Origin of the sequence: Ochrobactrum quorumnocens (genome assembly GCF_002278035.1) — a bacterium.
Lineage (GTDB): Bacteria > Pseudomonadota > Alphaproteobacteria > Rhizobiales > Rhizobiaceae > Brucella > Brucella quorumnocens.
The window spans coordinates 1,392,297-1,406,375 of the sequence record NZ_CP022603.1; the positions used below are offsets into that span (position 1 = coordinate 1,392,297).

Sequence of the window (14,079 nt, forward strand, 5' to 3'; positions counted from 1 at the left end):
CTCAGTCCTTGGATTTGCCGTCTGAGTGCATGGATGCCGCGTTCTCAGATGGTGCCCCTGAAAAACCGGTGCATCGACCATGCACAAACCTCATTCAAGAATCCGTTTAAAGGGGCCCTTCTTATATATTGGCTACATCGCGCAGCCGTACGCCGGAGAAGTTGCCTGCACTCAATGCATCAAACATGGCGCGGTCGCAGATGGGAGGTGCTCCCATGCGATCCTGGCGGAAGATATGGGCTTCTCCCACAACATCCGGTTTGAACACCAAGCTGGCTCCGCCGACGAGGCTATAAAGTTTCTCGTCCTCGCCGGTCTGATAATTGTGGTCGAGCTTGATCCTCACGCGAGAGGAGGCTTCATCCAGGGCATCGAGTCTGCGCAGCACATTGCCTAGGTAGTACTGAGGACCGAGGCTCCCATCAGCAAGGCTGAAGTCGCATGCCATAAATGCAAACGCCTCGGCGTCCATCTGCTCAAACAGTCGCTTCAAAGGTTCCGACACAATCCATATGCCAGAGAGTTCTTCCAGATCGCGCGGCATTCCGCCCTTCTCCGGTACATGAACCAGGTGGGGACGCTCCGGATACAGATCTGGCATTCCGTTGGGACGCGAGACAACATTCATCCCCGGATGGACCAGCTTCTCTTCGTTGGCAATTTCTATGCCGGGGACCCTGCCGTTGCTCAAGAAGCCGGCATCGACTAGGAAAAATTCGCCCTTATGAGATGCGGCTTCGACTGAAATTTCAATGGCGGTCGGTTCGTTCACGGTGGCTTCCATCATGGATTCGGGGGGCAGAACGGGGAAGGAGTTGAGCCGATGCTAGCCGGGCTTTAGCGCAGCCACAAGTTTTGTCGAAACGGTGCTCACGATACTTGATTCACGTGCGTCTCGGGAGAGTTCGGAACAATGGTCGACAAGATGCTGGCTACGCGTTCCAATAGAGACATTGACCCATGCCACCGTTCTCAATGACTGCGACCACTCACTTTCCGATAAAGCAGATACTGTGGGGCATATCACCAGGATGGTTGCAGGATATCTTGGTACAGCACCACTGCCTATCCGCACTATTCTGCAAGAAGTAGCATAATCTCAAAGTTTGGAGGCCGGCGCTTTGGCAATCTCACACAAGCCGCCCGCAACGGCATTCCCTTTCCAAGTTTATGCAGCAGTCGCAGTATAAATCCGTCAATCACGCAGCGCGCTACTATAATTATGCTGAACGCAAATCAGGAAAAGCGGCAAGGCTAATCGTATGAGTTGATCTGTAGTCGACGCAGTTCAGCAATCCCGTTTTCCTTTCGCCGGAATTTGGGGATGCGCCTCAGTTTCTGCTGGCCGTCCACGTTTGCCAATTGTCGAGCTTAGACTTAAACAGCTTAAACAATAGCTGGAGCGCAACTTGAAAATTATTGCCGTTGATTTTGAAACCGCAAATGAACAGCGGGGAAGCGCCTGCTCAGTGGGCTTGGCATGGATTGAAAACGGCCGCGTTATGCGTGTCGTCGAACGATTGATCCGCCCCAAAGAGATGCGCTTTTCGTCTTTTAACATCGCCATTCATGGCATTAGACCGGAACATGTCGAAGATGCGGCTGAATTTCCTGAAGTTATGGATGAGTTTGCCGATGATTTCTGCGGCGCAACAATGATTGCGCATAACGCTTCTTTTGATTTCAGTGTCTGGCGTGCGTGTCTTGATCAATACCGACAGAGCTATCCCGCACTTCAATATCTTTGCTCGGTCAAAATGGCGCAAAAGGTCTGGCCCGATCTGTCGTCACATAAATTAAATGTACTGGCCAGTTATCTGCGATTGAGCTTCAAGCATCATAATGCTGCCGAAGATGCCGCCATTTGTGCAGAGGCTTCAATTGCCATGGCCAAAGCGCTGCGTGTTACAACTTTGCTCGACGTTGCTGCTCACATCGGTATGAAACCTGGCCGATTATTTGCCGGAGGCTATGAGGCATGCACATGCCGAAAACGGTAAAATCGCTTACGAAACTACTGACTAGTTACGTCACAAATACCCATTTTCGGTCGTTTCGAGCGCTCCTGCAATGAAAACAAGAAGACTAATCAGTCAGATAATTTCAGGTGATGTGGCATGATAAAGCCGCATGAATTTCTGGACACCAGCCGATGTCCCTAGACCGGTGAGATGCAATAGTAATCGGGCCATCTGCTGTGCCTATTCTCACCGCTAATTACAATGGGTACGACTGGAGCGTCGCCGACGCGAAACGACAATTCTCCGAGCACGATTGCGGCAACACCCAAGCCTATGGCGAAAAGCGTGGCGACGAGGCTCGTTCCTGAAGCGATTAGGGATGCACCTAGCCCTGCAACCTGACCCAGTGGGCGCATCGCCATGGCGTTGAGATTACCAAACAGGATTCCAATCGCAAAAAAGGCCAAAAAGCCGAAAAAAGAGCGTTATGAGCGGCGGATGACCTACTGCCCTGATAACGACGGAATGAATTAGCAATTGTGATCAAATCCAGATCAACAACCTGTTGCAATCGGGCGAGGTCCATATACGTTCCACATATGAGTCAGAGCCCAAATCTGCCCCGCTTACCCCGTTACGCGTGCGCATTGGATCAATGTGCATAGAGCTATCTTTTTGAAAAAGAACAATCTATCGCGCTTTAATCAATCTAAATGAGATTTTTGTTTAGCCACTCCGACACGTGGCTGGGAGGCTTATTTTTCTCGAAATAAGCGTGACGAGGTCTTGGAAGGGGCCCGTCTTCATTGATAGGTACTATAGGACTATTTGGTTAAGAATGTCTACGTCTAACATGCATAACTTCACGCACCGCCTTCGCTCGTTCTAATGCTGTATCTCCACCGTCGCTTAATAACGGCCCCGCCCTTTGAACGCTTTTCAGGAAATTGCTCAAAACATCCTGCCGCAATAATAATGTTATTTGCCGGGGATATCGCCTCGTGACGCGGTCAATCTGTGCGCCCTGTGCAATGTGAGACAGTTTTGAAACTAAGCTGCGCAATTCGAATATAACATTGGAGGATCGATCTACTTCAATCCAATAGTGTTGCGCTCCAACCGGCTTCGCATCAATCCTATTTTGCGCCACCGCCAGCCTATTCAGTGCAGGCCTCTGTTCGATACGAATGTTGATTGCGGGAAATTGAAGAGCACTTATTGAAGGACATCCAAACAAGAGGCTTCCAATTACTCCTTTACAATAAGCCACTCATCGGAGAACGAGGCTTACACGATAATTGTCCGCTAAAGCATGTCGCGCTTAAAAGGGTTCATTAAGCGTTTGCGAACATGCAACAACTCAAAGAAGCTAGTGCAAGCTTGATGGGTGCGAGTGCGCGACACGCTCTGGGCTCCCTGACTGGGTCAACAGCAGAACCTTTCCAACTCTGCCGCGACCAGCGCGTCCTATGCATAACGGGCTGCTTTACTGCTAACGGGATAGCAGACCGATTCTCCCACAAGTATTGTTGCCCAGCCTACCGATCTCGCTTGAATGCGGGAGAGAATCTCATAATTTTAAACCAGTCTCCTGAATAGACTGCCGTCTATTATCCTTAATTCTCTTTATATTCAGTTAGATAGAGTTATTTCGATTCCAATGGAGATAGATTCCAGACCGGCTCACCAGCGATACTAACTGTTTGTTAATATACGCCCCTTGCGGCAAAATAAGAATCGGACATAATGACGGTATTTAGACGGTATTAGTTCCAGTGCCGTCACTAGGGATCCCAAGTCTATGAATATCGCAAATAAAGCAGAGCAAGTGTCGTTTGACGACATGATATTGACGCAAGGGCGAGAGATCTCGCGCAAGCTCAATCTGCTGCGTCATGAAAACTTCCCGCCTGATGCGCGTAAAAACTTGCGCCAGTTTTCCATGGCTGAAGCGGCTTACTTCCTTGGTGTATCTCCGAGCAATCTGAAGAAACTGCATCTTGAAGGTAAGGGGGTTGATCCCATCATCCTTTCCGGCGGACGCCGTGCCTATACAATCCAGCAGGTTCAGGAACTCCGTCATTGGCTCGACCAAAACGGTCGTGCCGAAATGAAGCGCTATGTTCCGCATCGCCGTGGCAATGATAAATTGCAGGTTATCGGTGTTGTGAACTTCAAGGGTGGCTCCGGCAAGACGACCACTGCGGCGCATCTGGCGCAACATCTGGCGTTGACCGGCCACCGCGTGCTTGCAATCGACCTTGATCCGCAGGCGTCCCTTTCAGCGCTCCACGGCATTCAGCCGGAGCTTGATGAGTTCCCATCGCTCTACGAAGCCGTTCGCTATGACGAGCAGCGCAAATCCATCCGCGAAGTCATTCGCAAGACCAATTTCCCGGGTCTCGATATCATCCCTGCAATGCTTGAGCTACAGGAATATGAATATGACACGCCGCTTGCAATGCAGAATGGCGGCGAAGGTAAAACCTTCTGGAATCGTATTGCGTCTGCACTTGCTGAAGTGGACGCGGAATATGATGTGGTCGTCATCGATTGCCCACCGCAGCTTGGTTATCTGACACTGACCGCCCTTTCAGCGGCAACGTCGGTTCTCATCACGGTTCATCCGCAGATGCTCGATCTTATGTCGATGTCGCAGTTCCTGCTTATGCTTGGCGATATCCTCAAGACCGTGCGTCAGGCTGGCGGTGCAGTGCAACTCGATTGGTTCCGCTATCTGATCACCCGCTATGAGCCGACTGACGTGCCACAGGCACAGATGGTTGGTTTTATGCAGAGCATGCTGGCATCCCACATGCTCAAGCACCAGATGCTCAAATCGACTGCGGTATCCGATGCAGGTCTTACAAAGCAGACACTCTATGAAGTTGAGCGTTCTTCCATGAACCGCGGGACTTATGATCGCGCTATGGAGGCTCTTGAGGGCGTTAATTCGGAAATTCGCGGGCTTATTCATGAAGCCTGGGGTCGTTAGACGGCAGTCTAATTCGGAAAATATGAAATAAAATCAGGCTTATGACTGGTTTGAGGATAAGAGAATGGCACGGAAGAACATTTTTCAGAGCGTAATGCAGACCGAAGAAGCGGAAGAAAAGCCCGTTTCTCCGGCCGAAAATGTTTCGCGTCGTTTTGGTGCTGCAAAGTCTCTCTCTGCGTCGATCGATGAACTTGCCAAGCAGGCTTCCCAGAAGCTTGATGGTGAAACCATCGTCGAACTCGATCCTCAAGTTCTCGATGCGTCTTTCATAGCCGATCGTCTGCCTGAAGCTGATGATCAGGAATATGCTGAGCTTTTGGAAGCTGTTCGCGAACGTGGACAGGATAGTCCTATTCTTGTGCGTCCTCACCCCGAGACCAGCGGTCGTTTCATGATCGTATTCGGTCATCGTCGGGCCAAGGTTGCGCGTGAGCTTGGGATCAAGGTCAAGGCCGTCATCAAGCCTCTCGCTGATCTTGAACATATTCTAAGCCAGGGTCAGGAAAACTCTGCTCGTGCCAATCTCAGTTTCATCGAGCGTGTGCTGTTTGCAGCACGCCTTGAGGAACTGCAGTATAGCCGTGAAGCTATTCAGGCCGCTCTTTCCATCGATTACCAGACCCTGTCGAAGATGCTGACCATTCCGCGCGCAATCTCCGAAGATATGCTCGTTGCTATCGGACCAGCGAAAGGTATTGGTCGTGACCGCTGGCTTGAACTGCGCAAGCTGATTGAAATGCCTGGTAAAGCTGATGCGGCGCGTGAGTTGATGGCAACGGCTGCCTTCAAGGCAGCACAGTCTGGCACACGCTTTGAGCAGCTCTATGGTCATCTCAAAGGCTCTAACCAGAAGAAACCAGTTACGAAGGCGGCAATACGTCCCGGTTCGAGCTGGACTGCAGCAGACAAAAGCGTCAGTGCCACCATCAAACAGAATGGCAAAACAGCAACTCTGGCGCTCAGTGCAGCCAATGGTCCGCGTTTTGCTGAATGGATTTCGCGTAATCTGGATACGCTTTATGCGTCATTCAGCGACGACGAGAAGTGAGTAAGCGTATCGGGTGAGGGCAGTTATCCCCCATCTAATCAGCGTATCGAATAAAAGTGGAAGAGTGCAGGTGGTGGTCATCTGCATAATTTAACGAAGAGGAAACAGCAGCAAAAGAAAAAGGCCCCCAAACGTCGCCGCGTGGAAGCCCTTCTCATTGGTTTAGCAGCTAGAGAATCGCAAATCTACGAATCACTGTCAAGTGTAATTAGCGTCATTTCGGCGGGTGGATTTCTTTTGCCTTGTGGAAGGTGAAAGAAAATGGAGTCTCAATTCGGACTGACGCCTTTTGGCAGTCAGCGGATGACGCACGCCTTGTTGGCAGTGCATCAAAAAGCTCGCGAAATCCCTCAGGGAGCTGCTGCTGATAAGTGGCAGCTTCATCGTTGGCTGTGCGAAGGCAAGAATATCATTGGCATTAGTGATCGTTCTTTAGCGGTTCTGTCTGCTTTGCTATCGTTTTATCCTGAGAATACGCTGGTCGAAACCGGCGCTCTGGTGGTGTTTCCCTCCAACAAGCAGCTGGCCTTGCGCGCGCATGGCATGGCCGATGCAACATTGCGTCGTCATCTGGCAGCGCTGGTCGAGGCTGGTATCATCACGCGTCAGGATAGCCCGAACGGCAAACGCTATGCTCGTCGAAGCAAATCCGGTGAGTTAAAGGTTGCCTTTGGTTTCTCGCTTGCACCACTTTTGGCGCGTGCAGTCGAGTTTGAGGCTGCTGCCGAACAGGTCAAATCCGAGAAGATCGCTCTGCGCGAAATCCGGGAACAGCTGACTTTGCTGCGTCGCGACATATCAAAGCTCCTCGATTATGCAATAGAAGCATCGCTTGTTGGTCCGTGGGATGAGCTCAACGTCGAGTTCCGTGCGGTTGTCGACAGCATTCCACGTCGTGCAGAGATGCTCGAGCTGACAACACTCGTCGCAAAACTGCATGAAATTCGTGGTTCTGTTGATAAAGCTTTGAATAATAATGAAAAAGTTCAAAATTTGAGCGACAATGAATCCCAAAATGAGCGGCAGCTTAATGAATCAAAACCAGATTCCCATTTTGATAGGAACGTCGCGAATTCAGACACAGTTGCGATCAAAATCAAAACCGATTGCGCAATTGAGGCCGGCATTTCTCTCGATATGGTTCTGCGAGCCTGTCCAGAGATCAGCGCTTACGCATCAGGTCCGATAAGTCAGTGGGAACATCTGACGGCCACAGCAGAGAAGGTACGAAGCTTTATCGGCATCGATACCAAACTCTATGAAATGGCTCTGAAAATGCTTGGAAGGCAGAATACGGCTATCACAATTGCCTATCTGCTCCAGCGCTATAACGATATTCGCTCCGTGAGTGGTTATCTTCGCATTCTCACGGAAAAGGCTGCTGAAGACGCGTTTTCGGTAAAGGCGCTCATGGTCAGCGCTCTGCATATTCAACAAAGACAACTGCAATGAATTGATACTTGCTCCTATGCTCTGATAGTGGTTGGAAACAGGATTTGAGGGGAATGTTATCTCCATCACTGTGTTGAAACTTAACAAAGAGTTAACTTTCGCAAACTGGGGTGGCCACGAGAATAGGGACCGATACGAACACGCCGATACGCACACCGGCCATGGAATTGTTTTGAACCAAATAACGTCTAGACATAGGCAATGTGATTGTATTGATAATCTGTTCTGAGATTGCAGATCCGGTTAAGGCTTAGGAGAAGAAAATATGTATTTCCAATTGGGTAGCTTGATGACCGCAGGCTTGATTTTTTTTACAGCGCCAGTGGCTGCCGAAACTTTGGAGGTCCGTGATATCACCGATAAGCAAGCGATATCAGAACGTGCCGCTGATTTTGAGAGCGATCTCAATCAGCTTGGTATTGCAGCAAAGCTGAACTGCAATCTGCTCATTGGAAGTCAGGGCGAATCTGGCCACGAAAGCTTCGGTGCGATTTGCGATATGAATATTTCAGGCAAAAAGCCCACTTCCATAATGCTGTGTAACGATACGATGATCGGCAAGCTCACCATCAAAGCTTTCGGCTTTAGCGAGAATAAAAGTGAGCTCGCTGCCTTTACCGAGATGAATTGCCGACCAGGTGGCTAACGCTAACCATAAACCTCCGGCGCATAACATTATCGCTGATAATGCAGGGACTGCTCCCATATGCTCTGGAGGTTTAATTTATTTTGATAATGAAAAACTATTCTACAAGATCTGCATAGACGAGATAACGAAGCGGTCCTTGTGTAACAGTATCAAAGGGATAGCAGGTTGCAAGAACCAGATGAGAACCTGCCGCGTGAACATCGATCCGGGCTTCATCCCAGCGCGTGACAGTCATCTGGGTAGCGCGATATGTATATGTTTTGCCGTCATTGCGGGTAATGCGGATAAGGTCGCCTTTCTCAACATCTTTTAGAAAAGCAAAATGCGTGTCGCGATGGGCTGCATAGACCGCAGTTCCTGTTTCACCGGCTTGCGGTGTGTTTTGCAGATGGCCGGGACCAAAAGCCAGTGCTTGTCCGCTTGCACCATTAAGAGCGATTGCTGATGCAGCCAGTCGTGGCGCTTCAATACGCGCCACCGGCCATGTGTCCGCCCAGCTCCACGGTTTGATTTTCCCGCCTGTCGAAATGCTCTGGGTGAAAGCGCGCTCCAGAAGGATTTGAGCCGCAAATGCCTTGGCATGGATCCACATGCCTTGACCGAGAAGAAAGAGGCCGCAGGCCATTACGGCGATCGACAGAAGGGCAAGGGGGGAGCGCAACCAAGCGCGCTCCTTTGCCTTTGAGTTATGGGCAACAATGACACTCATCATGCATTCTCCTTGCGGCGTGAAAACCAGAAGATGAGAAACCCGATCAACAGAGCGCCCAATCCCTGAAGCATATTAAGCGTCGCCGGAGTTGCGGTTTGCGGCAGAGGCATTGAAGGGGCTGAAACATCGGGCGATGCAGGACGATCATTGCTTCGAGCCAGTATCTGCTCCTGACCTGCATCGGCATGATTAAGCACATTACGGTCTGCACGGATACCAAACAGCGCATCAAAATCCCATCCGGCAGGAAGCTGCAAAGGAATGTCTGCGCGGGTGAGGGGGGTATTCGCCGGGCGGGTTGGCGTCTGATCCACTGCCACAAGGCTTGTAAGACGCGTTACCAGATGATGCTCCAGTGCAAGGTTGAGGATACGCGTATCGGCTGCCAGTCCTGTAATCTTGCCAAGCTTCATGTCCACCTCTGCATCATCGATTCTGCGACGGGCCCAGATCTTGGAAATGCCTTCGGCGGGGCTTGCCGCATCAAGCGGTAAGGTCACTGTCCATGGGCGTCGTCCAACTGTACCCTCAACTGTAATGGTGCCAATTGCCTGTTTTGTACGTGCCGCAATCACCAACGGTTCGCCCTGATAAAGGTCTGGAAGAAGGCCTGGCGTCAGATTGACACCCTCTTGCGAGAAGCTGGCCTTCACATTGGTTACAACTGGGTTTTCGAGCTTAGCAAACAGTTCACGCATACGCTCGTCGACTTCTTCAACCGAGCCGATATGTGTAAAGGTCCCACGACCAAGTTCAGAGGCCTTGTTCATCAGATAGGTGTTGGGCGCTGAGCCAATACCAACCATGAAGAGGCGGGAGCGGTCCCGGCGCGATGCGATGACATCAAGCATTTGCTGTTCGTTGCTAATCTCGCCATCGGTCAAAAACACGATCTGACGCAAACCGTCCTTTTGGTGGCTGTCATCAAGAGCCGCGTGCAATGCGGGCAGCATTTCTGTTCCGCCGACCGCGTCAAGCGTGGCCACATATTCGCGGGCATCGGTGATATTAAGTGGCGTAGCAGGGACTGAGTCATCAAATACCTTGGTCATAGTGTCATCGAAACGAATGACGTTGAAACGGTCGGTGGGCTTTAAGCGGGAGAGGGCATAATCGAGACTGGCTTTGGCCTGCTTGATCGAAGTTCCGCCCATCGAACCTGAATTGTCGATGACAAACACGATTTCTCGCGATTGATTTGCAGCGCTTTTGACAACCGGCGGCGTGACATAGGCCAGCACATAATCGTCATTTCCAACACGTTCGCGGAACAGGCCGACATTGGGCATAGCGGTTTCAGCAGCTTGCCATTCGAGAACGAAATCGCGATCGGCTGTGGCCTTGCCATCCAGAACAATCTTCGATGTCTTTTCGTCCTGCCGATCGATTTTGACAGGGTGATAAAGGCTCTTGATATCGGCGGCCGGGAAACCAGGCTTGAGATTGACAGTAATCGTCACTGGATTGGTGCGGTCTTCACCCGGCATCACGAGAGGTGTTTCAATCGCTCCATTGTCGGGACCATGGGTTGGTTCCGTTTTCTGCCGTCCCCAGCCGCTCTGAATATCTGCGGTCTCAATGATCGGGTCGCTGTTATCGGGATTATAGCGCGGCGCGACAACGAGCGGCACACGGAGAGAAAAGCGATTGTCACTCAGGCGGACTGCCTGCTGATATTCAATCTGAATGACGACTTTTTCATTCGGGCCGAGATTTGCAACCGCATTGGTGAAAATGTTGGGGCGCTGCTGCTCGATGAGAGCTGCCTTCTTGCCTTCACTTTTTGCCTTCTCATAGATTTCACGCGCTGCCTGCTTTTCCTTGATATCGGCAACAATAACCTTGTCGCCGACAATCATCTTCAGGGAATAGACCGCACTGTCTTCGGGCAGTGGGAAGACATAAAGCCCTTCGACCCAGCCGCTGGTCGGGTTTTCAAAAACCTGACTGAGACGGGCGCGGGCGGTGGGGCCACTGACATCAATATCGAAATCGGTGGCAAGTCGTGGCGCTTCGACATATTGGCCTGCTTCACTGCTCTGAAGCAGAAGGCTGCCGCTTTGCATGGCGTTCGGCGTTACATAGGCCGGCTTTTCCGCACGGGCCGCAGCCACGTTGAGAAGCGAAAGAACAACGGCCAGAACTGGCAGTATCGTCATATTCACAAACCAGATGAGTTTGCAGAACTGCGAGAGGCTGACTGCCCTTGCGTTGTTGTGGGAGTGTCTGATGGCAGGCGACATTGTGCGCTCCTGTATCTATCGGATAACTGGACACAATTTGCGCCGGAGTGCTGTTTCCTCTCCAGCGTAAGCTTTGCCAAGTTTTGTCCGTAGTTTGCCGCAAGCCACCTTGCCGGTTCTGGCTTTGTGTGGAATTGTGAAGGAAAGTACGGATTCAGGAAGTTTTCATGTCCCAGCACGATGCGGTTTTGCCCGATCAATTGAATCTCCGCGTTGCTGAACGTGTGCGCGAGGAAATCGCGCGGCGCAGAATTTCGCGCCAGCATCTGGCGGATGAGGCACGTATCAGCCTATCGACGCTTGAAAAGGCGCTTTCCGGGCACCGGCCTTTTACGCTTGCCACTATCATCCGGCTTGAGCAGGCAATGGGATTTGAACTGCGCGATCAGGCGGAAACAGAAAAGCCAAAGCCAGCCGCTCCTCATGGACATGCGGCGGAAGAACTTGGCGCTTATTCGCGCGCCGCCGTTTCCTGGCTTGAGGGAACGTTTCTCACCTTGCGTCCGTCATTCGGCGATAGAAGCGACATCTTCGCCTATTGCACTCATATCAACTGGGACGCTGAGAATACGCATCTCAAGTTTGAGGAGCGCGAACGCACCGATACGTCGTTTTCCCAGCAAGGGCGTGTTTCAGTGCCGCATCTTTCGGGTCATGTTTATCTAGTGACCAATACATCCGGGCAATATCGGATGGCGGTTCTTTCGCGCCCAAGCATTGCGGGCGAAATGTACGGCATTTTGACAACCTTGCGGGCGGGGCAGGGAGCACAACTGACGCCTGTATCGGTTCCTTTGGCGCTTATTCCAATGAAGGTGTTCGAAACGCCGGTTTTTGGTCGAATAACTCCGGCAGACCTGTCTTACGGCCAATATTCCAGTTTTATCAACAAAACGCTCGGCGATGGATATGCAAGTTTCGTAACGTCTGAATAGACGCACCTCGGATTTGGTTTAACTATTGGACACCTCGAAATGGTGGCGTCGCCTTAACGGGAAAAGGGGGGCGATAGTGCCATCGACGTGAGTTTTCAGGCATCGATCGACGAGAAGATGTCTCTCCAGGTTGTGATGGCGTCAGCACGAAGCTTTCGATTGTACTCTGCGGTGAGATGCTTTCTGTGAAGAAGGAAGAGATTGGCAATTGGGCCATGGGTCGAGACGAAACGCTGGCATTGGCATGCCGACTGGAACCGCATCTTGCGTCGTTCGCGTCGTCGGACGGAAAGGTGTGAATTCTCAGCGCGGTTGCTGAGGCCCTTATGCGAACGATGTTCGACGCCCGGCATCAATTCGACCTTCGCCGCCGAGTAGGACCGCAGCTTGTCGGTGACCATCACTCGTGGAGTGGTCCCCTGGCCCTTGAGCAGCCTTCGCATCAGCTGCAGAGCTGCACGCTTGTTTCTCCGGTTTTGCAGGAGGGCATCGAGACGTGACCATTGGCATTGACAGCCCGCCAGAGCCAGTATTTCTTTCCCCTGATGGAAACCACCGTCTCATCAAGATACCATTTGTCGGAGAACTAACTGCGGGACCGCTGACGAAGTTGACGGGCGAATTTGAGATCGAACTTCGCCGCCCATTTCGACACAGTCTGGAACAAAACCTCAATGCCGCGCTCGGCAAGCAGGTCTTCAACGTCGCGAAAGCTGAGCGGAAACCGATAATAAAGCCACACCGCATGGGCAATGATCTCAGCAGGAAAACGATGGCGTTTAAAGTGAACAGGATGGGCTTCGGTCATGCTCCTTGAATAACAGCGCGCTTAGCAAAAATCGGTTAAGGCGACACCACCCCTGGCCTTATTGATCAGAAAGTCGAGCTGAATCATCGGACAAGCTGTCCGGAAAGGACAAAGCAATGAAAAGTTTGTGCATTTCCAGAAGCGGGCTATGATTCGTTGCAAAAATAGCCACTAGACTATGTCAGGGAGAGATCATTGAAGCGGATATTTGCGTCACAGACGACGCTGCACAAACTTGAGATATTTTGCACAGTGTGCGAATTGCAGAGCGTCACTCGTACCGCAGAACGCATGTCAGTGGCCCAGCCTGTCGTAACTGCGCATCTACGCTTCCTCGAGGACAAACTCGGCGTCAAGTTGTTCGAGCGCAGTGGCAGGCGTCTGGTACTCACTGCCGCCGGCCGGCGTGTCCACACATGGGCCAATGAGGTCATAACACGCACCCGCGAATTGGAGCGTGAACTCAACATTTCAGGTGAGGCCGAACTGGGTACGGCAATTGTTTCTGCATCAATGACCGTCGCATCCTATGTGTTGCCGCCTCTTTTTTCCGTGTTTCGCCAAAATCACCCGACAGGTGGCGTTACACTGCTTGTTTCCAATCCCCAACTCGTCACCGCCTCTGTCCGTGACGGAAGCTGCGACTTTGGTGTGTGCATTCTCGATCCTCGCCATGACGTGGATGGACTGAATGTCGAACGACTATGGATCGAGCGTCTCGTGCTGGTAACGGCTGCTGGCAGTACCCTGGCCGGTGAAACAGTGTCGCCGGAGGAAATAGCTGCGCTTCCCTTCGTATCTTCTCCGCGCAATCAGGTTCGCCGGGAACTGGAGGAGGATGCACTGCGCGCCCATGGCATCATTGGTCGGCAAGTCGTTCTCGAACTTGGGCATCCGGAGGCCATGAAACAGGCAGTCCGTGCTCATGCGGGCGTTGCCTTCGTCATGGAGACATCGGTGCGGGACGAATGCGAGCGCGGTCTCCTTCGTCGTATCGCGACGCCGGGTGTCGATCTTTCTGTCCCTGTCTTTCTGGTGAGCAGACGGGACAAAAGCTTCTCCGATTTTCAGTCCAGCTTGATGGATTTTGTCCGCGACTCGGCGGTGGGTGGGCAGCCACCGGTCGGTTTTGAGGTTTCCGACGTCAAGCCGCCCATCAGGTAGATCGCTGCCAAGCCGGTTATGCTGCAGTAATCCATATTTAAACAACTATGGTTCTCGTATAATTATATATTGGATAGGCTCCAACGCGAGAGATACCCTCCTCTCAACC

General features: G+C 51.7%; 10 protein-coding genes and 2 pseudogenes. 8 read left to right on the forward strand and 4 right to left on the reverse strand.

Features of this window, described 5'->3' with window-relative positions; all coding sequences use genetic code 11:
- Window positions 1–121: 121 nt before the first annotated feature.
- Window positions 122–772, reverse strand: a complete 651-nt coding sequence (locus CES85_RS06600; protein WP_244923169.1) for an imm11 family protein — start codon at window positions 770–772, stop codon at window positions 122–124.
- 339 nt (window positions 773–1,111) lie between these two features.
- Here CES85_RS06600 and CES85_RS27745 point away from each other — a divergent pair.
- The 6 genes and pseudogenes from CES85_RS27745 to CES85_RS06635 form a co-directional block, all read left to right on the forward strand.
- A pseudogene (locus CES85_RS27745) lies at window positions 1,112–1,266 on the forward strand (integrase); the annotation flags it as partial.
- A gap of 143 nt (window positions 1,267–1,409) precedes the next feature.
- Entirely contained in the window at window positions 1,410–2,000 is a 591-nt protein-coding gene (locus tag CES85_RS06610) for a 3'-5' exonuclease (RefSeq protein WP_095445153.1), read from the forward strand.
- Window positions 2,001–3,762: 1,762 nt separating this feature from the next.
- On the forward strand, window positions 3,763–4,956 hold the full coding sequence (repA, locus tag CES85_RS06620) for a plasmid partitioning protein RepA (protein WP_095445154.1): 1,194 nt from the start codon (window positions 3,763–3,765) through the stop codon (window positions 4,954–4,956).
- Between the two features lie 64 nt (window positions 4,957–5,020).
- Window positions 5,021–6,007, forward strand: coding sequence for a plasmid partitioning protein RepB (gene repB / locus CES85_RS06625; protein ID WP_095445155.1), 987 nt, complete (start codon window positions 5,021–5,023; stop codon window positions 6,005–6,007).
- 261 nt (window positions 6,008–6,268) lie between these two features.
- Window positions 6,269–7,459 carry a plasmid replication protein RepC gene (gene repC, locus CES85_RS06630; protein WP_095445156.1) on the forward strand — a complete coding sequence of 397 codons (1,191 nt, stop codon included), beginning with the start codon at window positions 6,269–6,271 and terminating at the stop codon, window positions 7,457–7,459.
- Between the two features lie 289 nt (window positions 7,460–7,748).
- Window positions 7,749–8,105 (forward strand): hypothetical protein, encoded by a 357-nt coding sequence (locus CES85_RS06635; protein ID WP_244923243.1) that lies wholly within the window; start codon window positions 7,749–7,751, stop codon window positions 8,103–8,105.
- Between the two features lie 97 nt (window positions 8,106–8,202).
- Here CES85_RS06635 and CES85_RS06640 read toward each other — a convergent pair whose 3' ends face one another.
- Complete coding sequence (locus CES85_RS06640; RefSeq protein WP_095445158.1) at window positions 8,203–8,817, reverse strand: class GN sortase; 615 nt, start codon at window positions 8,815–8,817, stop codon at window positions 8,203–8,205.
- Window positions 8,817–11,063: a marine proteobacterial sortase target protein gene (locus tag CES85_RS06645; protein WP_095445159.1), complete on the reverse strand. Its 2,247-nt coding sequence runs from the start codon at window positions 11,061–11,063 to the stop codon at window positions 8,817–8,819. Before CES85_RS06645 ends, CES85_RS06640 begins: the two co-directional genes overlap by 1 nt.
- A 167-nt stretch (window positions 11,064–11,230) precedes the next feature.
- Between CES85_RS06645 and CES85_RS06650 the strand changes: the two genes are divergently transcribed.
- Complete coding sequence (locus CES85_RS06650) at window positions 11,231–11,998, forward strand: helix-turn-helix domain-containing protein (RefSeq protein WP_095445160.1); 768 nt, start codon at window positions 11,231–11,233, stop codon at window positions 11,996–11,998.
- 95 nt (window positions 11,999–12,093) lie between these two features.
- Here the strand turns inward: CES85_RS06650 and CES85_RS06655 are convergent.
- Window positions 12,094–12,806, reverse strand: a pseudogene (locus tag CES85_RS06655) (IS6 family transposase).
- Window positions 12,807–13,001: 195 nt separating this feature from the next.
- Between CES85_RS06655 and CES85_RS06660 the strand changes: the two are divergent.
- Window positions 13,002–13,970 (forward strand): LysR family transcriptional regulator, encoded by a 969-nt coding sequence (locus tag CES85_RS06660; RefSeq protein WP_208636263.1) that lies wholly within the window; start codon window positions 13,002–13,004, stop codon window positions 13,968–13,970.
- Window positions 13,971–14,079 lie beyond the last annotated feature (109 nt).